The sequence below is a fragment of the uncultured Microbacterium sp. genome (assembly GCF_963521645.1).
In the GTDB taxonomy this organism is placed as follows: domain Bacteria; phylum Actinomycetota; class Actinomycetes; order Actinomycetales; family Microbacteriaceae; genus Microbacterium.
In genome coordinates this window covers 1-20,127 of record NZ_CAUQVQ010000046.1, presented here as the reverse complement: position 1 = coordinate 20,127, position 20,127 = coordinate 1, and the positions used below count along the sequence as shown (strand labels likewise).

Sequence of the window (20,127 nt, the reverse complement as noted above, 5' to 3'; positions counted from 1 at the left end):
GCGACGAAGAGCGCCGCGGCCAAGAGCGCAGCCGCGAAGAAGACGACGGCGGCGAAGACTGCGGCGGCGAAGGCCGCGACCGAGCGCAACGCCGCGGCGAAGTCGGCCGCCGCGAAGAGCACTGCGCGCACCGCCGCGGCCAGAACAGCCGCAGCCAGGACCGCCGCGGCCAAGGCCGCCGCCGCGAAGGCCGAAACGCTGAAGACCGAAGAGGCTGCCCACGCCGCCGCACCGCTCAGTGCCGAAGGCGAGTCGCCCGACTCCGTCGACTCCGCGGCCACCCTCGTCGCTCACGATGCGTCTGCCGTCGACACCGACGAGGCTCCCGTGATCGCGGAGGGGACCGACGATTCCCCGTCGATCGTCGAGACCTCTGCCGATGACGACGCCTCCGCGACCCCCGTGCTCGGCGACGAGGAGCCGATGACCGAGGCGCCGTCGGCCGAGGACTCCGGGAGCGACATCTCCGAGACGGCCGTCGATGGGTCCTCCCAGCCCCAGGCCCAGGCCGAGGCCGAGGCCGAGGCGGAGGCGGGAACCGCAGAACCCGAGCTCGACGTGCAGTCACCCGCCGACGAGACGGTCGAGGAGATCGTGTCTCGGGCGGACGAGGCCGATGCCGTCACATCCGCCGTCGACGAACCGGATGCGACTGACGCTGCTGCGTCGGCATCCGACACCGAGGCGATCCGCATCCGGGGCCTCGTGAAGAGCTTCGGCGATCACACGGCTGTCGACGGGATCGACCTCACCGTTCCGGCCGGGTCGTTCTACGGCATCGTCGGACCGAACGGAGCGGGAAAGACCACGACTCTCTCGATCGTCGCGGGTCTTCTGCGCGCTGACCGCGGTGAGATCGTGATCTGCGGCATCGACCAGCGAGCGAAGCCGCTGGCGGCCAAGCGCATGATGGGGGTCCTTCCCGACCGCCTGCGCACCTTCGATCGGCTGACCGGCCGGCAACTGCTCCACTACTACGGGCTTCTGCGCGGGCTGGCGTCGGGAGTCATCGAGAAGCGCGTGGGCGATCTCGCGCGCGCGTTCGACCTGGGTGACGCGCTCAACCGTGTGGTCTCGGACTACTCCGCCGGAATGACGAAGAAGATCATGCTCGCCGGGGCGATGATCCATTCGCCGCGCGTGCTGGTGCTCGACGAGCCCTTCGAGGCGGTCGATCCGGTGTCGTCGGCGGTGATCCTCGACATCCTGCGCGCCTACGTCGCGCACGGTGGAACCGTCATCCTGTCGAGTCACGGCATGGATCTGGTCGAACGGGTGTGCTCGCGGGTCGCGATCATCGTCGGTGGCGAAGTGCTCGCCGAGGGGACGATCGACGAGGTGCGCGCGGGGCAGACCCTCGAGGCGCGATTCGTCGAACTCTCCGGTGGAGCGGGAGAGGTGGAGGGGCTCGAGTGGCTGCACACGTTCTCCGACTGAGAGCAGCGCTTCTGATCGGTGCGCTCCGCGGGGAGCGTCGAGTGCGCACGCTGATCGAGCTCGCCCTCGTCGTGGCGATCACCGCTGTCGTGTGCGCGGCGGTCCTCAGCCTCGACGATGCGCCGGTGGCCGTCGCGCGCACCGTCATCGTCCTGGGAAGCTCGGCTCTGCTGCTCGGTTTCCTCCTCGGACCCGTGCTCGTGGGCGCCGCCGACCAGCTCGATCCACGACGCTTCGCCGTGTTCGGGGTGGACGAGCGCCAGATGCCGTGGATCCTCGTGGTCGCGTCGTTCGTGAGCGTTCCGAGCCTGGCAGTGATCGCGGTGTATGTGAGCGTCGGCATCGTCGCCACGCGCCTCGGCGCTCCCTGGCCGATCGCGGTCCTGATGTCCGTGCTGGGTGTGCTCTCGACAGTGCTCGCCGCGCGGATCGGCATGGCGGTCAATGCGTCGATCCTGCCGGAGCGGCGTTCGCGCGAGCTCACGGCCATCTTCGCGCTCGCCGTCATCGTCATCGCCTTCCCGGTCGCGGTGTTCCTCGCCTCCTTGAAGTGGGACGGCGAGGTCCCCGCCGCGGTCGCCTCGCTGACGACGACCATCGGACTCACGCCGCTCGCCGCGCCGTCGTGGTTCCTCTTCGCCGTGGCCACCGAGGAGAGCGATGCCTGGATCGGCGGCGTGATCGCCGTCGCGACGGCGGTGCTGCTGTGGGCCGTCTGGACGTGGTTCGTGCGGCGACTGCTCACGACCACCGAGCGGCCCCTCACATCTCGCGAGCGCACCGGACTCGGGTGGTTCGGTCTGCTGCCGTCCAACGCCTTCGGTGCGATCGCCGCGCGCAGCCTCGTGTACTGGCTGCGCGACCGCCGCTACATCATGAACCTCATCGTGGTTCCGGTGGCCGGTGCGCTCACCGTGCTTCCGCTGCTGGTCGCGGGTGTTCCGCTCGAGATCGCGGCGCTCGTGCCGGTGCCGGTGATGGCGCTGTTCTTCGGCTGGCTCCCGCACAACGATGTCGCCTACGACTCGACCGCGCTGTGGACGCATGTCGCCAGCGGGGTGCGAGGGGTCTCCGATCGGCTGGGGCGCCTGGTTCCCGTCATCCTGGTCTCGGTGCCGGTGCTCGCGATCGCGGTTCCGCTCACCCTGCTCTGGATCGATGACTGGCGGCTGCTGCTGCCGCTGACCGGCCTCGCCGCAAGCCTGCTGCTCTCGGCTCTGGGGATCTCGAGCGTCGTGTCGGCGCTCGCGCCCTACGCCGTGTCCAGGCCCGGAGACAGCCCGTTCCAGCAGCCGCAGCGTCCGACGTCCCGCGGAGTCTACGGCCCTGCCGCCGCCTTCCTGGGCGCCATCGTCGTCAGCATCCCCACGGGATGGCTGCTGGTGCTGACGATGCTGGACGGGCCGCAGTATGCGCCCGCCACCTTCTGGGTGGGACTCGCCACCGGAGTCGGCGTCGCCGCGATCGGGATCGCCGTCGGAGGACGCGTCTTCGAGCGTGGGGGAGAGCGCCTCATGGAGTTCGTGGAGACCGCCTGATGACCGCCCGAGCCCGCGTGAGCACGGCTAGACTCACGGCATGAGTACTCCGCTGGACAGCCCCGATCAGGGCGGCGTGGCAACGCTTGATCGCGAACTGGAAGAGCTTCTCCGGGAGGAGAACCTCGAGCCGGGTGATCACGAGCGCTTCTCTCACTACGTCAAGAAAGACAAGATCCTCGAGTCGGCGATCACGGGCAAGCCGGTCCGTGCGCTGTGCGGCAAGAAGTGGACGCCGGGTCGCGACCCGGAGAAGTTCCCGATCTGCCCGACCTGCAAGGAGATCTACGAGTCGATGGTGGGCTGACGCCACCACGACCCGGCGGCCCCGTCTCGCGGCCGCTCCGCCATGTCAGCGCGCGTCCACGAAGACGGTGGGGATCGCCGGATCGGACTTGCTGAGGGCGAGCGCCCGAACGGGAAGCTCTTCCCGAACCGTCAGGTGATGACGTCGGGACGCAGCGGTGCCCTCCGGGCCCTCGAAGGCGGTGTCGATATCGCCGGCTTCGACGAAAGTCGTCTGGAGTGCTCGGCTGTCGGGATGCTCGGCGGGCGTGTCGAGCTCTTCGAAGCCGTCGGAGACGACCACCGTCTCGGTGTCTGCGACGCCGTCGACGAGCGTCCGGAAGGCTGCCTTGCGTCCGCCGTGCGAGGCCTTGTCGCTCGACGCCTTCGCCACGCCGACCCAGGCTCCCGTGGGATCCTGGCGGGCGACCAGCTTGTAGACCATGCTCGCCGTCGGGTATCCCGAGCCGGTCACGACGGAGGTTCCCACTCCGTACGCGTCGACCGGTGATGCGGCGAGCGCGGCGATCGCGTACTCGTCCAGATCGCTCGTCACCGTGATGCGTGTCGCTGTCGCGCCGAGTTCGTCGAGCTGTGCACGCACCTCTGCCGCGACGATCGGCAGGTCGCCGGAATCGATCCTGACGCCGCCGAGTCCGGTGCCCGCGATCCGGATCGCGGTCTCGACACCGGTGCGGATGTCGTACGTGTCGACCAGGAGCGTCGTGTCGGTGCCGAGGCTCTCGACCTGGGAGCGGAACGCCTCCTCCTCCGTCTCGTGGAGAAGCGTCCACGAGTGTGCGGCCGTACCCATGGTGGGGATGCCCCAGCGGCGGCCTGCTTCGAGGTTGCTGGTCGCTCCGAAGCCTGCGATGTATGCCGCGCGGGCCGCGGCCACCGCGGACTGCTCGGCGGCTCGGCGCGACCCCATCTCGGCGAGAGGTCGCTCGCCGGCGGCGATGCTCATCCGAGACGCCGCCGTGGCGACGGCGGAGTCGTGGTTGAGCACACTGAGGGCCAGCGTCTCGAGCACCACCGCATCGGCGAAGCTGCCCTCGACGGTGAGGATGGGGGAGCCGGGGAAGTACAGCTCACCCTCCCGATAGCCACGGATGGAGCCGGTGAAGCGGTAATTCTCGAGATACGTCAGCGAGTCGGCGTCGACGATGCGATTGTCGCGCAGGAACCGCAGCTCATCGTCTCCGAAGCGGAATTCTCGCAGCAGCGTCAGCAGACGGCCGGTTCCGGCGACCACACCGAAACGGCGTCCACCCGACAGCCGCCGGGAGAAGAGCTCGAACACGCTCGGACGAGAGGCGGTGCCGTCGCGCAGAGCGGCTGCGAGCATCGTGAGTTCGTAGCGGTCGGTGAGCAGCGCCGTGGACGTCGTCATGCGCTCAGCTTAGTGACGACATCGGTGCGGGTCGCTGAGCACGACCCCCGGTGCGCGGGTAGGCTGGGGAGTCATGAACGACGCCCCGATCGGAATCTTCGACTCCGGTGTCGGCGGACTCACGGTGGCGCGAGCCATCAGAGCCCAGCTGCCCCGGGAATCGTTCGTCTACATCGGCGACACCGCGCACTCGCCGTACGGTCCGAAGCCGATCGCTGATGTCCGGCGGTACAGCCTCGAGGTGCTGGACACTCTCGTCGACCAGGGCGTCAAGATGCTCGTGATCGCCTGCAACACCGCATCCGCCGCGATGCTGCGCGACGCGCGTGAGCGCTACGACGTTCCGGTCGTCGAGGTGATCGGCCCCGCGGTGCGCCGCGCGGTCTCGACCACGCGCAACGGTCGTGTGGGGGTGATCGGCACCGTCGGCACCATAGGCTCCCGCGCCTATCAGGACATGCTCGAAGTGAACGAGCGCCTCGAGGTCTTCACTGCGGCCTGCCCGCGGTTCGTCGAGTTCGTCGAGGGCGGGATCACGGGAACGCCCGAGGTGCTCGCCACCGCCGAGGAGTACCTCGCACCGCTGCGCGAGGCGGATGTCGACACGCTCGTGCTCGGCTGCACGCACTACCCGTTCCTGCGAGGAGCGATCAGCTATGTCATGGGCGAGGGGGTGACCCTCGTGTCGAGCGACGACGAGACCGCGGGCGACGTCTATCGGCAGCTCGTGCGCGGCGACCTGCTCGCGTCTCCCGATGCCACGGCGTCATACGTGTACGAGGCGACGGGCGCATCCACGTCAGAGTTCACCGCTCTCGCGAACCGACTCATGGGGCGCGAGGTGCGCGACGTGCAGCTCGTGCAGACCGGCGTCATCACACTTCCCACACCACCCATCGGCGTCGTACGCCCCGCGGCATCAGCGCTCCAGCCCTCACACGAAGGAACTCCATGACCAGCATCGTCCGCGCCGACGGCCGCAGCACCGACCAGCTCCGCGAGATCACGATCGAACGCGGCTGGAGCAGCCACGCCGAAGGATCCGCGCTGATCAGCTTCGGAGGGACGAAGGTGCTCTGCACGGCGTCGTTCACGAACGGCGTGCCCCGCTGGCTCACCGGCAAGGGCAAGGGCTGGGTCACGGCGGAGTACTCGATGCTGCCGCGCGCGACCAACAGCCGCAACGACCGCGAGAGCGTCAAGGGGCGCATCGGCGGCCGCACCCACGAGATCTCGCGACTGATCGGACGCGCTCTGCGCGCCGTGGTCGACACCAAGGCTCTCGGTGAGAACACGATCGTGATCGACTGCGACGTGCTGCAGGCCGACGGAGGCACTCGCACGGCCGCCATCACCGGCGCGTACGTGGCACTCGCAGACGCCATCGAATGGGGTCGCGAGAAGAAGTTCATCGGCAAGAACGCGACCCCGCTGCTCGACTCGGTGGCCGCGGTCTCGGTGGGGATCATCGACGGCGCACCCATGCTCGATCTCGCATACGTCGAGGATGTGCGGGCCGAGACCGACATGAATGTGGTCGTCACCGGCCGCGGTCTCTTCGTCGAGGTGCAGGGCACCGCGGAGGGTGCTCCGTTCGACAAGCGCGAGCTCGACGCACTGCTCGAGCTGGGCGTCAACGGCTGCGCCGACCTCAAGAGCGAACAGCTGAAGGCTCTCGCGGGCTGATGAGAGTCGTCCTCGCCACTCACAATCCGCACAAGGTCGCGGAGTTCCAGCAGATCGTCGGCGCGACCCGTCCCGACCTCGAGGTCGTGGGGTATGACGGGCCCGAGCCTGTCGAAGACGGCATCACCTTCGCGGACAACGCGCTCATCAAGGCCCGCGCGGCCGCCGCGCACACGGGTCTCCCGGCGCTCGCCGACGACTCCGGAATCTGCGTCGACGTGCTCGGCGGATCTCCGGGAGTCTTCTCCGCCTACTGGGCGGGGCAGAAGAAGGATGCCGTGGCGAATCTCGAGCTCCTGCTCGATCAGCTCCATGACATCGCCGAACCACACCGGACCGCGCACTTCACCTCGACCATCGCGCTCGTGATGCCGACGGGCGAGGAGCACGTCGTCGAGGGGATCTGGCCGGGACGCCTGGCCCGTGCGGCGTCGGGAGGCGGCGGATTCGGCTACGACCCGATCTTCATCCCCGACGGCCAGTCCGCCGGCGCGGAGCGCACGGTCGGAGACCTCACGGCCGCCGAGAAGCAGTCGCAGTCCCACCGCGCCCGCGCTTTCGCCGAACTGGTGCCGCTGCTCGCCCGCCTCTGACGGTCCTGAGAATCATCACCATTCCCGACTTCGCGGAATCGCCCTGAGGGGCACTGCAGCCGGTCTAGCCTGGTGGCATGCACGATCACGCACCGGCTGCCGGCGGCATCCGCTCGGCCAGTCACCGTCGTCTGTTGGCGATCTCGCTGACTCTGACGGCGACCGTGATGATCGTGCAGATCGTGGGGGCCATCCTCACCGGCTCGCTCGCGCTTCTCGCCGATGCCGCCCACATGTTCACCGACGCGTCCGCCCTGGTGATCGCGCTCATCGCCGCGGCCGTCGCCGCGCGACCCGCAGACGAGCGTCGCACGTTCGGGTATCAGCGAGCCGAGGTGTTCGGCGCGCTGATCAATGCGGTCATCCTCATCCTTCTCGCGGGCTGGGTCGCCGTGGAGGCTGTCGGGCGCCTGCTGAACCCCGGCGACACCGAGGTCGTGGGGGGACTGATGCTCGCGGTCGCGGTGGTCGGCCTTCTCGCCAATGCGCTCTCGATGTGGCTGCTGAGCCGCGCGCAGCGCACGAGCATCAACGTCCGCGGGGCCTATCTCGAGGTGATGGGCGACCTGATCGGTTCGGCGATGGTGATCATCGCCGCGATCGTGATCGTGGCGACAGGGTGGATGCCGGCGGATGCCATCGCGTCGCTCATGATCGCGGCGCTGATCATCCCGCGCGCCATCGCCCTTCTCCGCGAGGTGTTCTCGGTGCTCTCGGAGTCAGCGCCCGTGGGGACCGCAGTCGGAGACATCCGCCGGCATCTGCTCGACTACGACGGCGTGGTCGGCGTTCACGACGTGCATGTCTGGCAGCTGACGCGTGGCGCGCCCGTGTTCAGCGCACATGTCAGCGTCGACCCCGTTCTGCTGTCCGACGGGCGTTCGGCGAAGCTCCTGAGCGACCTCCAGTCGTGCCTCGCGCAGCACTTCGACGTCGAGCATTCGACGTTCCAGATCGAACCCGCCGAGCAGTCCGACTGCGAACCGCATCACGCGTGAGGGATCAGGGCTCGACCACGACCTCGTCGGGGGACTTGTCGGGGCGCAACCCGCGCCACCGTGAGTGACGGAGCACGCCGTCGGGAGTCCAGTTCGCGAACTCGACCTCTCCGACGAGCTCGGGCGACACCCACAGCGCGCCTGAGGCGTCGAGTGCGGGCACGCCGTCGAGCGGTGCCGACTCGACCCGCAACGGCGCGAGACGCGCGAGAAGATCGCGGAGCACCCGGTCGGTGAAACCGGTGCCGACGCGTCCGACGTATCTGAGGTCACCCGACTCAGGGACCGCGAGCAGCAGCGAGCCGAAGGTCCCTTCGCGATCTCCCTTGCCGGGGCGGATGCCGACGATCACGACCTCCTGCATCCGGGTGTGCTTGAGCTTGAGCCACGCGGGGGAGCGTTGCCCCGCCCGATAGCGGGACGCCGGATCCTTCACGACCACGCCCTCGAGGCCGAACTCCTCGCTCGCGTCCAACGCGGCATCGACGTCATCGAACACGGGCGGAACCCGCACGGGCGCGTCGAGGTCGGAGACCACCTCTTCGAGCAGAGTGCGACGCTGCGACAGGGGCATCGCGCTGAGGTCGTGCCCGTCCAGTCGCAGCAGGTCGAAGACCATGTAGACGATCGGGGTCCGCACGACCTCCCGTTCGATCTCCCTCGGCCGGGTGAGGTGCATGCGATTCTGCAGCAGGGAGAAGCTCGGCCTGCCCTGCGGATCGAAGGCGACGATCTCGCCGTCGACGATCGCGTCGTCCACGGGCAGGAAGGGGGCTCCGTCGGCGGTCAGCTCGGGATACCGCGCGGTGATGTCGGTGCCGCTGCGGGCATGCAGCCGCATCCGTCCGTCGGCCCAGGTGCCGATCGCGCGGATGCCGTCCCACTTGACCTCGACCCAGGAGGGTGAGCTGAGGCCGCGCGCGATCGCAGGGGTGCCGTTCTCGGCGAGCATGGGGGAGACGGATGCGGGGGAGGCGGGAGCGGATGCGCTCGGGGCAGCGGCCAGGCGCGCGCGGTGTCGCGGGGCAGCCGTACGCGTGACCGTCGTCGCAGACCGCGTCTGTTCCGACGTCGCCTCGCGCGACGGGGCGGGCGCGGGGGGATGTTCTCCGCGCAGCGGCGCGATCGGATCCAGCCCCGATTCCGCGCGTTCGAGCACGGTGGCGAAGTCGAGCTGTGCCAGCCCGGGGTCGTCGAGCTCCTCCCAGGTGCGCGGCGCCGCCACCCACGGCTGGGCGCGGCCCCTCATCGAGTACGGCGAGATCGTGGTCTTCTTCCCGTTGTTCTGGCTCCAGTCGAGGAAGACCTTGCCACCGCGGGCGGACTTCGCCATCGTGCTGGTGGCGAGATCCGGGTGCTCGGTCTCGATGAGCCGGGCGATCTCCTTGACCACGGCGGAGATCTCGTCGCTGGTCTGCGTGCCGGGCAGAGCCGCGTAGAGGTGGATGCCCTTGCTGCCGCTGGTCACCGGTACCGGATCGAGCCCGATTCCGGTGAGCAGACCTCTCGCGATGCGCGCGACGTCGGCGCACTGCGCGAGCCCGACGCCGGGGCCGGGGTCGAGATCGAGCACCAGGCGGTCGGGGGTGCCAGGCAGTCCGTCGGGTGCGAAACGCCACTGCGGCACGTGGAGTTCGATCGCCGCGACCTGCGCGAGCCACACCAGTGTCGGCACGTCCTCGACGAGCGGGTACTCCTTCGTGCCGTCCGAATGAGCGATGCCGTGTCGGGGGATCCAGCTCGGAGCGCCGGGCTCGAGCTGCTTCGTGAAGAACGCGTCGGCGGGAGCATCCGCTGCTCCCACGCCCTCGACCCAGCGCTTGCGGGTCACGGGGCGTCCCGCGAGCAGCGGGAGGAGATGCGGCGCGATCGCGGTGTAATAGGCGATGATCTCGCCCTTCGTGGTTCCGGTCTCGGGATACACGACCTTGTCGAGGTTCGTGATGCGCAGCCGACGACCGTCGATCTGCACGTTCTGAGCCTCTGCGACCATGACGCCAGCGTAGTCAAGGTACTGGCCACCATCATCGCGGCTGGTGTTCACTGGGGTCATGAGAACGATCTGGAAGGGCGCGCTGACCTTCGGCCTCGTGAACGTGCCGGTCAAGGTGTATTCCGCGACGGAAGACCACGATGTGCCGCTGCATCAGGTGCACGAGAAGGACGGTGGGCGCATCCGCTATCAGCGCACGTGCGAGGTGTGCGGCGAGACCGTGGCGTATGCCGACATCGATCGCGCCTACGTCGACGAGGGGCAGACCGTCGTGCTGACCAAGGACGATCTGGCGGCACTGCCGGCCGAGAAGAGCCGCGAGATCGACGTCGTCGAGTTCGTCCCCTCTGACCAGGTCGACCTGCTGACCCTGGACAAGCCGTACTACCTCGAGCCCGACTCGAAGTCTCCGAAGGCGTACGTGCTGCTGCGCAAGACCCTCGAGCAGACCGATCGCACGGCGATCGTGCGCTTCACGCTGCGTCAGAAGACGAGGCTCGCGGCGCTCCGGGTGCGCGGCAAGGTGCTGGTGCTGCAGACGCTGCTGTGGGCCGACGAGGTGCGCGAGGCGGAGTTCCCGGCGCTCGACGAGGACGTGCGGATCTCGAAGAAGGAGCTGGAGCTGTCGGCATCGCTCGTCGACAGCTACTCGGCCGACTTCGAGCCCGAGTCGTTCGTCGACGAGTACCAGAAGGAGCTGCGCACTCTGATCGACGCGAAGATCGAGGCGGGCGACACCTTCGACGTCGCCGAGACGTTCGGCGAGGACGAGGGAGACGCCAAGAGCGGCGAGGTCATCGATCTCATGGAGGCGCTGCGTGCCAGCGTCGCTCGCACCAAGGCCGCCCGCGCCGAGCCGTCAGAGGAGAAGGCGAGCACCAAGAAGAGCCCGAGCAAGAAGAAGGCGGGCTGAGTTCTCAGCCCGCCTCTGCGTCGTTCGGGATCAGTGCTTGCCGTCGCCGTCGAAGTCGGGGGCGCGGTCGAAGACGTCGGGGTCGAGCGCGAGCTCGGCCGCCTCGGCCGCATCCGTCTCGCCCTCGCCGAGCGCGGCTTCCTTCTTGGCCTTGCGGCGCTCCGAGAGGTAGTGCCAGAGCGTGACGAGAGCCGTGCCGCCGACCGCTGCGAGCAGGATGAGATCGATGTAGCTCTCGACGAAGTGCGCGACCGGCGGGATGAACCCGATCGCGTAGCCGAACATGGTGAGGCCGAAGCCCCAGAGGATCGCGCCGATCAGGTTGTACAGCGTGTACCGACGCCACGGCATGTGTCCCACGCCGGCCGCGACCGGGGCGAACGTGCGCACGATCGGCACGAAGCGGGCGAGGATCACGGTGATGCCGCCGAAGCGCTCGAAGAACGCGTTCGTCCGCTCGACGTTCTTCTTGCTGAACAGGCCTGATTCCTTGCGCTCGAAGACCGCAGGACCGCCCTTGTGACCGATCAGATAGCCGACTTCACCGCCGACGAAGGCGGCGAGGCCGATGAGCAGCGCGACGATCCAGACGTTGATGCCGAACACCCCGTGCTCCGACCCCGCGAGCGGGTGGGACAGCAGGCCCGAGATCACGAGCAGCGTGTCACCCGGCAGGAGGAACCCGACGAGCAGGCCGGTCTCGGCGAAGACGATGAAGCACACCACGAGAAGCGCCCACGGGCCCGCCGAGCCGATGATCGTGGCGGGGTCGAGCCAGGGGATGAGAGCGGCGTGATGCATGGGTTTCCCGTCGTCGTGCGCTGTGCGGCGGTCAGGTCGTCGGTCGCGGGGACGCGACAGATCGGTGCGGAAGGTGGGACTTGAACCCACACGCCCTGGGGCACAGGAACCTAAATCCTGCGTGTCTGCCAATTCCACCACTCCCGCGCGGTGAAATCAGTCTACTGATCGGGGGATCGTGCGTAGCTGGGGATCCGCCCGCAGGGGTGCCCGCGCTGTTGTGGATAACTCGGACGGCATGACGCCGATTGTTGCGAGGATGCACGGGTGATCCTTCCGGCCGTCCTCGTCTCCGAGCGTGTGCGGCAGCGGCTGCGCAGCGACGGAACCGACCCGGCCCACGACGCGGAGGCGGCGCGGACCCTCGCCGTCGCGGAGGTCAGACGGTTCAACGACGTGGCGCTCGCGCGCGGTGAGGCCATGATCGACGACGAGGCCGCCTGCGTGCGCGATGTGCTGGCCGCGGTCAGCGGCTTCGGCGTGCTGCAGCCGTTGCTGGACGACCCCGAGATCGAGGAGATCTGGGTGAACGGGCCGGAGAGCGTGCACATCGCGCGCGACGGCATCGCCCATCGCGTCGAGATGCATCTCACCCACGCCATGCTCCGCGACCTCGTCGAGCGGATGCTGCAGGCGACCGGGAGGCGGGTCGACATCAGTCAGCCGTTCGTCGATGCGTCCCTCCCCGACGGGTCGCGCCTGCACGTCGCGATCGCCGACGTGGTGCGCGGCGGATGGTCCGTCAACATCCGCAAGTTCGTGGCCAGGCACCGCTCCCTCCCGTCGCTCGTCGCGAAGGGGATGCTGCCGCGCCACGTCGCCGAGATGCTGCGAGCGGCGATGCGCGACGGAGACAGCGTCGTCGTGTCGGGAGCGACCCACGCCGGCAAGACCACGTTCCTCGGTGCGCTGCTGGCGGAGTGCGCCGACACGCAGCGCATCGTCACGGTCGAGGAGACGTTCGAGCTGGCGGTCGACGGGCCCGATGTCGTCTCGTTGCAGGGGCGGCAGGCGGGGCTGGAAGGCACCGGAGAGATCACCCTCCGCAGGCTCGTGAAGGAAGCGCTGCGCATGAGGCCGGACCGACTGGTCGTGGGCGAGGTGCGGGACGCCGAGGCGCTGGACCTCGTGCTGGCTCTCAACACGGGGGTTCCCGGGGCGGCCACCGTGCACGCGAACTCCGCGCAGGAGGCGCTCGACAAGCTGGCTCTGCTGCCACTGCTGGCCGGGCGCAACATCGATCGGTCGTTCATCGCTCCGGCGATCGCCGGATCGGTCGACCTCGTCGTGCACTGCATGCGGGATGCCGCGGGGGTGCGGAGGGTGGGAGAAGTGATCGCGCCGACCGGGGCGGTGGTCGACGGGCGCATCGTGGCGCGTTCCGTGTACGCGTGCGAGGACCCGGCGCCGGGGCCACCCGTGCACTGGCGACGCGGCGGTGTCGGCGCATGACCCTGCTGGTCGGCGCGATGCTCGCCGCAGGGGTGCTCCTGTCCGTTTCGCCCTGGCTCTGGCCGACCCGTCGGTCGACGTCGCAGGAGTCTCGACGCGGGCCGCTGTCGCGCGCTCTCGCGGAGGCGGGTCTCGGTGCGACGCGCCCGCGCACGCTTCTGGCGGTCATGCTCGCAGCGGCGTTCGGCGCCGGGGCGGCGGCATGGCTGCTGACCTCGATCCCCGTGCTCGCCGCGCTCGCGTTCGGCGCCGGGGGGATCGCTCCGGTCGTCGCACTGAGGGCTCGTCGACTGCGGCTGCGCCGGGCGCGACGCCAGGTGTGGCCCGATGTGTGTGATCTCCTGATCGCGTCGATCCGTGTGGGGCTGTCGCTGCCCGACGCCGTGGCGAGCCTCGCCGAATCGGCTCCGGAGATGATGCGTCCCGCGTTCACGGCGTTCGCGAGAGACCTCCGGGCGACCGGACGGTTCGAGTCGAGCCTGAATCGCCTGAAGAACGCACTCGCCGACCCGATCGCCGACCGGATCATCGAAACCCTGCGGATGGCCCGACAGGTCGGGGGCACCGAGCTCGGAGGCGTGCTGCGCGCGCTCTCGGCCTCGGTGCGTGCAGACGCCGCTCTGCGCGGCGAGGTGGAGGCGCGTCAGTCGTGGATCCGCGGCGCCGCAGTGCTCGGGGCGATCGCCCCGTGGGTGATCCTGGGCCTGCTGGTCATGAGGCCCGAGGGTGCAGAGGCATACGGCACCCCGGAGGGCATGGCCGTCATCTGCGGCGGCGCGCTCATCTCGGTCGTCGCCTACCGCATCATGATCCGGATAGGGCGTCTGCCCGAACCGGGACGGTGGTTCGGATGAGCCCGGTGTCCGCCGTCTCGCTCTCGGTGTTGATCGGGGGCGGACTGGGAGGGGGACTGCTGTGCATCCTCGCCGCCCTTCCTCGATGGTCCGCGATCCCGCTGGTGACCAGGATCGCTCCGTACGTGCGCGACGTCGTCTCCGATGCGCTGCTTCCGCAGAGCGCACTCCCGGCCGTCCAGGTGCTTCCTGCCGGACGTGTCACCCCTTGGGCTTGGCTGCAGTCTGCCTTCGAACGCCTTCTGGGAGGCGGAGAGCTGCTGCAGCGGCGGCTGGCGCAGGCGGGCAGCGATGTCAGCGCCGTCGCGTTCCGGGGGCGTCAACTCGGCTGGACCGTCGCCGGCATCGGGGCCGGAGCCGCGGCGGTGATCGCCCTCGTGCTGACCGGGCGGATGAGCGTACCGGGATCGCTGTTGCCTCTCTTCAGCGGTGCGGCGGCCGCTGTCGCCTATGAGATGCAGCTCTCGGCGCGTGTGAGGGTCCGCAGAACGCGGCTCACCGAAGAACTCCCCACCACTCTGGAGTTCCTCGCACTCTGCCTCTCGGCGGGAGAGGGGTTCCTCGACTCTCTGCGGCGTGTCGCCGAGGTGGGCTCCGGTGCCCTGACGGTCGAGTTCCGTGGCGTCGTGGTGGCAGTGAGCACGGGGTCCTCGCTCGCGGAGGCGCTCGCCGAGCTGGCGGCCCGGCTGCAGATGCCCGGGTTGACCAGAGCGGTCGATCAGGTGATCGCGGCGCTCGAGCACGGCGCACCGCTCGCTGCGGTCCTGCACGCGCAGGCGGGCGACGCCCGCGAGGACGCGAAGCGCGTGCTGATCGAGCAGGCCGGTCGGAAGGAGATCCTGATGCTCCTTCCGCTCGTCTTCCTCATCCTGCCTCTCTCCGTGCTCTTCGCGATCTACCCCGGACTGTTCATCCTGCGACTCGGCATCGGCTGAGCACTCAACGAAAGGACGCGTTATGAACTCTCTCCGCCGCCGATGGAACGCCGTGACCACGTGGGTGGGCGCACTCGCCGACGATGACACGGGCGACGTGCCGGGCTGGGTGCTGGTCACACTCATGACGGCAGGACTCGTCGTGTTGATCTGGGCGGTCGCCGGGCCGGCTCTCAGCGAGCTGTTCGAGCAGGCCATCGCACGCGTGTCGGGGATCTGACCCGTGCTCGGCCTGGGACGCGTCGCGGGGACGCGCGTCGCACCGGGGGCCGTCTCCGGCGACCGGGGCTCCAGTCCCGTCGAGTTCGTCCTGGTCGGCACTCTCCTCACGGTGCTCACCCTCGGGGCGATGCAGCTGGCGCTCGCCGTCTACGTGCGGAACGTCGTGCACGACGCCGCCGTGGAGGGCGCGTATGTCGGGGCGCTCGCTGACACGACTCTCGCCGACGGAGCGGATCGCGCGAGAGCCGTGATCACCCGCGCCGTCGGAGCGTCGTACGCAGAGGACATCAGCGTCGTGCAGGAGTCGGCCCTGGGTGCGCCGACGGTGAGGGTCACCATCACGTCCCCTCTCCCGGTGATCGGCCTGCTGGGCCCGCCGCATGCGCTCACGGTCGAGGCCGACGCGCCGAAGGAGTCGTTCGGTGAGGGATGAGGAGGGGTCCGCCGCCCTCGAGTTCATCGCGGTGGGAGTCCTCCTGCTCGTGCCCCTGGTGTATCTGATCGTCGCGCTCGGAGCGATTCAGGAGCAGACCCTCGGCGTGGAGGCGGCGGCTCGGCACACCGCGCGGGCCATCGCCCGTGCACCGGACTCCGAGACGGCCGCGGCGCGCGGCGAGCAGGTCCTCGACGGCGTGATCGAGCAGTACGGCCTGGACGGTACGACGTTGGAGGTGACGATGGAGTGCCCGGGGGAGGACGGCGAATGCCCGCAGCCCGGTGCGACGATCGTGCTCACGGTCACTGCGCACGTGTCGCTTCCGCTGATCCCGGCGGTCTTCGGAGTGGACGAGGCGGCGGCCGTGACCGTTCAGGGCTCGGCTGTGCAGAAGGTCTCTCGCACGTGGGGAACGGGGTGAGAGGTGTGGCCCGCGGCAGTGAGGAGGGGAGCGTGCTGCTGCTCACGCTGGGCTACGCCGTGCTCGCGCTCGCGCTGACGTTCGTCTGCGTGTGCGCGACCGACCTGTACATCGCGCAGAAGCGACTCGATTCGCTGGCCGATTCCGCTGCGCTCGCGGGCGCCGACGGCTTCATCCTCGCGGTGGAGGGAGGTGAGCCGCTGGCACGTCTCACAGACGACGGTGTTCGCGAGCAGGCGACGGCCGTGATCGCGGTCTCCTCGTCGACCGCGTCGCTCGTGTCGGCGACCGCGCCGGACGGGACGTCGGCGCGGGTGACGCTCGCGGCACCGTGGCACCCGCCGCTGCTCTCTCTGTTCGTCGCCGACGGCGTCCAGCTGCGGTCGACGGGGACCAGCCGCACAGCCGTGAGGTGAGCGGGTGCGGGAGAGCGGAGTCGCTCAGAGCGACAGGCGTGCGATCATCTCGCGGACCCGTGTCGGGAACCCTGCAGGCACTTCCGCGGGCAGCGCGTCGACGGGCCACCACCGCACATCTCCCGACTCGCTGCTCACGGTGAGCGGCGTGTCTGCGGGTACGGTCAGCGCGACGCCGACATCGAGGTGCGAGGAGCACCGCCCGAACGCCGAGGAGAGCGCATGATGATCGAGGTCGTACACGGGGGACGCGCCGGGATTCTCCGCCGCGATCCCCGTCTCCTCCTCGAGCTCACGCAGCGCCGCGTCGACGATCGAGGCGTCATCCTCGAGATGGCCGCCCGGCTGCACCCAGAACAGGCCCTTGCCGTGGAAGACGAGAGCGATCATCGACAGCGTCGGGTCGAAGACGAACGCGGACGCCGTGGCGTGAGTGGGGCCATCGGCGCGTGCGACAGGACCGAGGTCGTCGGCGAAGTGTCGAGAGAAGTCGGGCAGCGTCGCGTGGTCCCGTGGCGACAGAGGGCGGAACCCCGTCACGATGCGGTGGATGTCCGCGCCCAGGGCCGTCATCGCTGATTCTTCGCGCGCGGCACGAAACGGGGGATCCACCGCAGGAACCCGCATGCTCCGAGGAGTCCGATGACGCCCATCGCGGCCGCTGCGAACGGCAGCGAGGCGACGGCGATGATGCCCGACACCACGAGGGGAGCGATCGCGCCCCCGGCATCCGTGAGAGTCCGCCAGGAACCGAGGAAGGGTGCGGGGTCTCGCTTCGGCGCGACATCCGCGCCCAGGGTCAGCAGGATGCCGCTCGAGAGGCCGTTGCCGACTCCGAGCATCGCGGCGAACATGCCGTACCACAGCACCGCGGCATCCAGATCATGCGTGAAGGAGAGAGCGAGGAACCCCGCTCCCATCAACACCATCGCCGGCATCGCCGCCCAGAGGCGCCCGAACCGATCCATCACCTGGCCGCTCGCGTAGAACAGCGCGAAGTCGATCGCCCCCGAGATGCCGACGACCAGCGCGATCGTCGACGCGTCGAGACCGAGCGAGAGTCCCCACAGCGGTAGCACGACCTGACGGGCGGAGCGCACCGCCGACAACGATGCCGCAGCGAGTCCCAGCCGCCCCAGCACGCCGCGCTGCTGCCACATGGTGCGGAAGATGCCCGCGCGCGCGGCGATGGGAATCGAACCCGTCACCGGCTCGCCGGAATCGTCCGCACGCGCGGCGGTGCGCACGGGGGTGGTCGGCGCGATCGTCGTCTCCGGATCGGGACCGAGCAGCACGAGCAGCACCATCACGACGAGGCAGCCGAGGAAGAACCAGATCGCGGCCGACTCGGAACCGAACAGCTGCAGCAGACCCGCCGCGACGAAGGGGCCGATGAAGATCCCGAGGCGGAAGCTTCCCCCGAGCAGAGAGAGGGCTCGGGCGCGGAAGGCGATCGGCACCCGCGTCGTCATGAACGCATGGCGTGCGAGGCCGAAAGCGGCAGCGCAGAAGCCGAGCAGGAAGACGGATGCCGCGAGCACGCCGAGCGTGGGGGCGAAGACCATCCCCACGCCCGCGCCGATCGCGATCGTGCCGGCGATCACCATCGTGAAGCGCTCGCCGATGCGGCCCACAGCCCAGCCGGCGGGGAGGTTGCCGCAGAGCTGGCCGACCACGAGTGCGGAGGCCACGAGCGCGGCGAACGCGATGTCGGCGCCCATCCGCGCCGCGATCACCGGGATGAGCGGGATCACCGCGCCTTCGCCGAGCGAGAAGAGCACGGTCGGGAGGTACACCATCGGCCCGAATCGCCTCAGGACCGTGGATGCGTTGCTCACTCGTTTCACGCTACTCCGGTTCGAACGCCGTCCCCGCCCGCGCAGGCGGCACGTTAGGCTGGACGCGACATGCTCGAACTCGATCTCTCCGCCGACATCCAGGCCCTGCGACTCACCTACGGTGACATCCGCGAGGTCATCGATGTCGAGACCCTCCGCTCCGACATCGCGCGTCTCAACGAGGAAGCCGGTGCGCCGGACCTCTGGGACGATCCCGAACGCGCCCAGAAGGTGACCAGCGCGCTGAGCCACCGCCAGTCGGCGCTCGCTCGGGTCGAGGGCATCGGGCGTCGACTCGACGACCTCGAAGTCCTCGTGGACCTGGCGAACGAGATGGGCGACGAGGACTCGGCCGTCGAAGCACGCGCCGAGCTCACTGCGCTGACCGAGATCATCAACCAGCTCGAGGTCCAGACGCTGATGGACGGCGAGTACGACGAGCGATCCGCCATCGTCACGATCCGCTCGGGGGCGGGCGGCGACGACGCCACCGACTTCGCCGAGATGCTCATGCGCATGTATCTGCGCTGGGCCGAGCGCCACAAGTACCCGGTGAAGGTGCTCGACACCTCCTATGCCGAAGGCGCCGGCATCAAGTCGGCGACGTTCGAGATCGATGCGCCCTATGCCTTCGGCACGGTGTCCGTCGAGGCGGGCACGCACCGTCTCGCCCGCATCAGCCCGTTCGGTTCCGCCGACAAGCGGCAGACGTCGTTCGCGGCGGTCGAGGTCATCCCGCTCATGGAGGAGGCGACCGAGGTCGACATCCCCGAGAGCGACATCCGCGTCGATGTGTTCCGTTCCTCCGGCCCCGGTGGACAGTCGGTCAACACCACGGATTCCGCCGTGCGCCTCACGCACCTCCCGACCGGCATCGTCGTCTCGATGCAGAACGAGAAGTCGCAGATCCAGAACCGTGCGGCCGCCATGCGCGTGCTGCAGACCCGCCTGCTGCTGCTGCAGAAGGAAGAGGAAGCGGCGAAGAAGAAGGAACTCGCCGGCAACATCACCGCGAGCTGGGGCGACCAGATGCGGTCGTACTTCCTCTACGGTCAGCAGCTGGTGAAGGACCTCCGCACGGGCCACGAGTCGGGCAACCCGGCTGCCGTGTTCGACGGCGACCTCGACGGCTTCATCTCGGCCGGCATCCGCTGGCGCAAGCGCAAGGACGAGGACTGATCCTCACCGCTCAGCGGGTCGTGCCCTGGAACGACCCGGTCACTTCGTCGTTGCTGTAGGCGATGCACTGGAGGGTGCGATCCTTCAGGCGGTTCCACGACGCCTCGGTGGGTACGAACCAGTAGTTGGCGAGCTCTGAGTCCGCGTAGGGGATGCCGATGTACTCCGCGAAGGCTGCGTCACACCTCTCGGTCGCGAGGGTCTGCAGAGCCTCGTCACCCGGGAACTCTCCGTCGGCGGCGTCGAAGATGTAGTAGACCTCGTCGGTGTGCGGCTGGTCGCACGGCACGATCGGCAGCTCGGACACCTGCTCGCCCCACTCCATGAACGGGATGCACTGACCGACCGCCAGTTCGTCGAAGGTGACGGTCTGCGCGCCCGGAGGCGCGGTGCTCTCCGCGGGCGGGGAAGCGGCGGGGGTGGGCTCTTCCGAGGGCGTGGGGGAAGGCTCCTCGGTCGCGACGGGCGAGGGCTCGTCGCGCGGCTCGGACGCCGTCGTGCTGAAGGCCAGGAGTGACACCGCGACTGCGAGAACCGCGCCGAGCACTCCGAGCGCGATGCCCGCTATCCCGGGCCACTTCGCGCCCGGGAGGAAGACGGAGACGAGTGACACGACGACGCCCACGCCGAGCAGGATCCACCCCACGACGGCGACGACGGGGATGCACGAGACGACCACGCCGACGGCCGTCACCGCCAGTCCGATGATCCCGATCACGGAGATGCCGGTCTTGGGC

Annotated in this window: 22 protein-coding genes and 1 tRNA gene; 16 read left to right on the top strand and 7 right to left on the bottom strand. The window is 69.2% G+C overall.

From position 1 onward, the window contains the following. The first annotated feature begins 327 nt into the window (after positions 1 to 327). Genes RWO82_RS10710 through RWO82_RS10700 form a run of 3 tightly spaced genes read left to right on the top strand, consistent with a single transcriptional unit; the run spans position 328 to position 3,282 of the window. Positions 328 to 1,437, top strand: coding sequence for an ABC transporter ATP-binding protein (locus RWO82_RS10710; protein WP_399540758.1), 1,110 nt, complete (start codon positions 328 to 330; stop codon positions 1,435 to 1,437). Further along, positions 1,413 to 2,975 carry a hypothetical protein gene (locus tag RWO82_RS10705; RefSeq protein ID WP_314426672.1) on the top strand — a complete coding sequence of 521 codons (1,563 nt, stop codon included), beginning with the start codon at positions 1,413 to 1,415 and terminating at the stop codon, positions 2,973 to 2,975. The genes RWO82_RS10710 and RWO82_RS10705 overlap by 25 nt, the downstream gene beginning before the upstream one ends. Before the next feature lie 40 nt (positions 2,976 to 3,015). Then, entirely contained in the window at positions 3,016 to 3,282 is a 267-nt protein-coding gene (locus RWO82_RS10700) for a DUF3039 domain-containing protein (RefSeq protein WP_028503536.1), read from the top strand. A 45-nt stretch (positions 3,283 to 3,327) separates the two neighbouring features. On the opposite strand, the gene RWO82_RS10695 is transcribed toward RWO82_RS10700, so the two are convergent. Continuing rightward, entirely contained in the window at positions 3,328 to 4,653 is a 1,326-nt protein-coding gene (locus RWO82_RS10695) for a nicotinate phosphoribosyltransferase (RefSeq protein ID WP_314426662.1), read from the bottom strand. Positions 4,654 to 4,726: 73 nt separating this feature from the next. Here RWO82_RS10695 and murI point away from each other — a divergent pair, with 73 nt between their 5' ends. The 4 genes from murI to RWO82_RS10675 all read left to right on the top strand — a co-directional run bounded on the left by murI (position 4,727) and on the right by RWO82_RS10675 (position 7,930). After that, on the top strand, positions 4,727 to 5,608 hold the full coding sequence (gene murI, locus RWO82_RS10690) for a glutamate racemase (RefSeq protein ID WP_314426659.1): 882 nt from the start codon (positions 4,727 to 4,729) through the stop codon (positions 5,606 to 5,608). After that, positions 5,605 to 6,339 (top strand): ribonuclease PH, encoded by a 735-nt coding sequence (gene rph, locus RWO82_RS10685; protein ID WP_314426657.1) that lies wholly within the window; start codon positions 5,605 to 5,607, stop codon positions 6,337 to 6,339. Before murI ends, rph begins: the two co-directional genes overlap by 4 nt. Next, positions 6,339 to 6,932: an RdgB/HAM1 family non-canonical purine NTP pyrophosphatase gene (rdgB, locus tag RWO82_RS10680; RefSeq protein ID WP_314426654.1), complete on the top strand. Its 594-nt coding sequence runs from the start codon at positions 6,339 to 6,341 to the stop codon at positions 6,930 to 6,932. Before rph ends, rdgB begins: the two co-directional genes overlap by 1 nt. A 77-nt stretch (positions 6,933 to 7,009) precedes the next feature. Next, the gene (locus tag RWO82_RS10675; protein WP_314426651.1) at positions 7,010 to 7,930 is read left to right on the top strand and encodes a cation diffusion facilitator family transporter; all 921 of its coding nucleotides are present in this window, start codon (positions 7,010 to 7,012) and stop codon (positions 7,928 to 7,930) included. A 4-nt stretch (positions 7,931 to 7,934) separates the two neighbouring features. Here the strand turns inward: RWO82_RS10675 and ligD are convergent, their stop codons facing one another. Continuing rightward, positions 7,935 to 9,923, bottom strand: coding sequence for a non-homologous end-joining DNA ligase (ligD, locus tag RWO82_RS10670; RefSeq protein WP_314426648.1), 1,989 nt, complete (start codon positions 9,921 to 9,923; stop codon positions 7,935 to 7,937). A gap of 58 nt (positions 9,924 to 9,981) precedes the next feature. Between ligD and RWO82_RS10665 the strand changes: the two genes are divergently transcribed. Further along, a complete protein-coding gene (locus tag RWO82_RS10665) occupies positions 9,982 to 10,836 on the top strand; it encodes a Ku protein (RefSeq protein ID WP_314426645.1) in 855 nt (284 codons plus the stop codon). Between the two features lie 30 nt (positions 10,837 to 10,866). Here RWO82_RS10665 and RWO82_RS10660 read toward each other — a convergent pair whose 3' ends face one another. Both RWO82_RS10660 and RWO82_RS10655 read right to left on the bottom strand, forming a co-directional pair. Beyond that, the gene (locus tag RWO82_RS10660; protein WP_314426642.1) at positions 10,867 to 11,637 is read right to left on the bottom strand and encodes a VTT domain-containing protein; all 771 of its coding nucleotides are present in this window, start codon (positions 11,635 to 11,637) and stop codon (positions 10,867 to 10,869) included. Positions 11,638 to 11,702: 65 nt separating this feature from the next. Continuing rightward, positions 11,703 to 11,784: transfer RNA gene (locus tag RWO82_RS10655), tRNA-Leu, on the bottom strand. Between the two features lie 120 nt (positions 11,785 to 11,904). Here RWO82_RS10655 and RWO82_RS10650 point away from each other — a divergent pair. Genes RWO82_RS10650 through RWO82_RS10620 form a run of 7 tightly spaced genes read left to right on the top strand, consistent with a single transcriptional unit; the run spans position 11,905 to position 16,373 of the window. Beyond that, the gene (locus RWO82_RS10650) at positions 11,905 to 13,089 is read left to right on the top strand and encodes an ATPase, T2SS/T4P/T4SS family (protein ID WP_314426639.1); all 1,185 of its coding nucleotides are present in this window, start codon (positions 11,905 to 11,907) and stop codon (positions 13,087 to 13,089) included. Further along, positions 13,086 to 13,943: a type II secretion system F family protein gene (locus RWO82_RS10645; RefSeq protein ID WP_314426637.1), complete on the top strand. Its 858-nt coding sequence runs from the start codon at positions 13,086 to 13,088 to the stop codon at positions 13,941 to 13,943. Before RWO82_RS10650 ends, RWO82_RS10645 begins: the two co-directional genes overlap by 4 nt. Beyond that, positions 13,940 to 14,878: a type II secretion system F family protein gene (locus RWO82_RS10640; protein ID WP_314426635.1), complete on the top strand. Its 939-nt coding sequence runs from the start codon at positions 13,940 to 13,942 to the stop codon at positions 14,876 to 14,878. The genes RWO82_RS10645 and RWO82_RS10640 overlap by 4 nt, the downstream gene beginning before the upstream one ends. Positions 14,879 to 14,900: 22 nt before the next feature. Beyond that, complete coding sequence (locus RWO82_RS10635; RefSeq protein WP_314426634.1) at positions 14,901 to 15,098, top strand: hypothetical protein; 198 nt, start codon at positions 14,901 to 14,903, stop codon at positions 15,096 to 15,098. Between the two features lie 3 nt (positions 15,099 to 15,101). Continuing rightward, positions 15,102 to 15,533, top strand: a complete 432-nt coding sequence (locus RWO82_RS10630) for a TadE/TadG family type IV pilus assembly protein (RefSeq protein ID WP_314426632.1) — start codon at positions 15,102 to 15,104, stop codon at positions 15,531 to 15,533. Further along, positions 15,523 to 15,957, top strand: coding sequence for a TadE family protein (locus RWO82_RS10625; RefSeq protein WP_314426631.1), 435 nt, complete (start codon positions 15,523 to 15,525; stop codon positions 15,955 to 15,957). The genes RWO82_RS10630 and RWO82_RS10625 overlap by 11 nt, the downstream gene beginning before the upstream one ends. A gap of 32 nt (positions 15,958 to 15,989) precedes the next feature. Beyond that, positions 15,990 to 16,373: a hypothetical protein gene (locus RWO82_RS10620; protein ID WP_314426630.1), complete on the top strand. Its 384-nt coding sequence runs from the start codon at positions 15,990 to 15,992 to the stop codon at positions 16,371 to 16,373. A gap of 24 nt (positions 16,374 to 16,397) precedes the next feature. Here RWO82_RS10620 and RWO82_RS10615 read toward each other — a convergent pair whose 3' ends face one another. Beyond that, positions 16,398 to 16,946: an NUDIX domain-containing protein gene (locus tag RWO82_RS10615; RefSeq protein WP_314426628.1), complete on the bottom strand. Its 549-nt coding sequence runs from the start codon at positions 16,944 to 16,946 to the stop codon at positions 16,398 to 16,400. Next, on the bottom strand, positions 16,943 to 18,172 hold the full coding sequence (locus RWO82_RS10610; RefSeq protein ID WP_314426676.1) for an MFS transporter: 1,230 nt from the start codon (positions 18,170 to 18,172) through the stop codon (positions 16,943 to 16,945). Before RWO82_RS10610 ends, RWO82_RS10615 begins: the two co-directional genes overlap by 4 nt. Before the next feature lie 108 nt (positions 18,173 to 18,280). On the opposite strand from RWO82_RS10610, the gene prfB reads away from it, so the two are divergent. Continuing rightward, a complete protein-coding gene (gene prfB, locus RWO82_RS10605) occupies positions 18,281 to 19,390 on the top strand; it encodes a peptide chain release factor 2 (RefSeq protein WP_314426626.1) in 1,110 nt (369 codons plus the stop codon). A 10-nt stretch (positions 19,391 to 19,400) separates the two neighbouring features. Here the strand turns inward: prfB and RWO82_RS10600 are convergent. Further along, positions 19,401 to 20,127 (bottom strand): septum formation family protein (locus RWO82_RS10600; protein ID WP_314426625.1); only part of this gene is annotated, 727 nt, incomplete at its 5' end.

Coding starts and splice junctions, on each gene's coding strand:
- RWO82_RS10700 (WP_028503536.1), top strand. CDS start 3,016: ATGAGTACTCCGCTGGACAGCCCCGATCAGGGCGGCGTGGCAACGCTT.
- RWO82_RS10695 (WP_314426662.1), bottom strand. CDS start 4,653: ATGACGACGTCCACGGCGCTGCTCACCGACCGCTACGAACTCACGATG.
- murI (WP_314426659.1), top strand. CDS start 4,727: ATGAACGACGCCCCGATCGGAATCTTCGACTCCGGTGTCGGCGGACTC.
- rph (WP_314426657.1), top strand. CDS start 5,605: ATGACCAGCATCGTCCGCGCCGACGGCCGCAGCACCGACCAGCTCCGC.
- rdgB (WP_314426654.1), top strand. CDS start 6,339: ATGAGAGTCGTCCTCGCCACTCACAATCCGCACAAGGTCGCGGAGTTC.
- RWO82_RS10675 (WP_314426651.1), top strand. CDS start 7,010: ATGCACGATCACGCACCGGCTGCCGGCGGCATCCGCTCGGCCAGTCAC.
- ligD (WP_314426648.1), bottom strand. CDS start 9,923: ATGGTCGCAGAGGCTCAGAACGTGCAGATCGACGGTCGTCGGCTGCGC.
- RWO82_RS10665 (WP_314426645.1), top strand. CDS start 9,982: ATGAGAACGATCTGGAAGGGCGCGCTGACCTTCGGCCTCGTGAACGTG.
- RWO82_RS10660 (WP_314426642.1), bottom strand. CDS start 11,637: ATGCATCACGCCGCTCTCATCCCCTGGCTCGACCCCGCCACGATCATC.
- RWO82_RS10645 (WP_314426637.1), top strand. CDS start 13,086: ATGACCCTGCTGGTCGGCGCGATGCTCGCCGCAGGGGTGCTCCTGTCC.
- RWO82_RS10640 (WP_314426635.1), top strand. CDS start 13,940: ATGAGCCCGGTGTCCGCCGTCTCGCTCTCGGTGTTGATCGGGGGCGGA.
- RWO82_RS10635 (WP_314426634.1), top strand. CDS start 14,901: ATGAACTCTCTCCGCCGCCGATGGAACGCCGTGACCACGTGGGTGGGC.
- RWO82_RS10615 (WP_314426628.1), bottom strand. CDS start 16,946: ATGACGGCCCTGGGCGCGGACATCCACCGCATCGTGACGGGGTTCCGC.
- RWO82_RS10610 (WP_314426676.1), bottom strand. CDS start 18,172: ATGGTGTACCTCCCGACCGTGCTCTTCTCGCTCGGCGAAGGCGCGGTG.
- prfB (WP_314426626.1), top strand. CDS start 18,281: ATGCTCGAACTCGATCTCTCCGCCGACATCCAGGCCCTGCGACTCACC.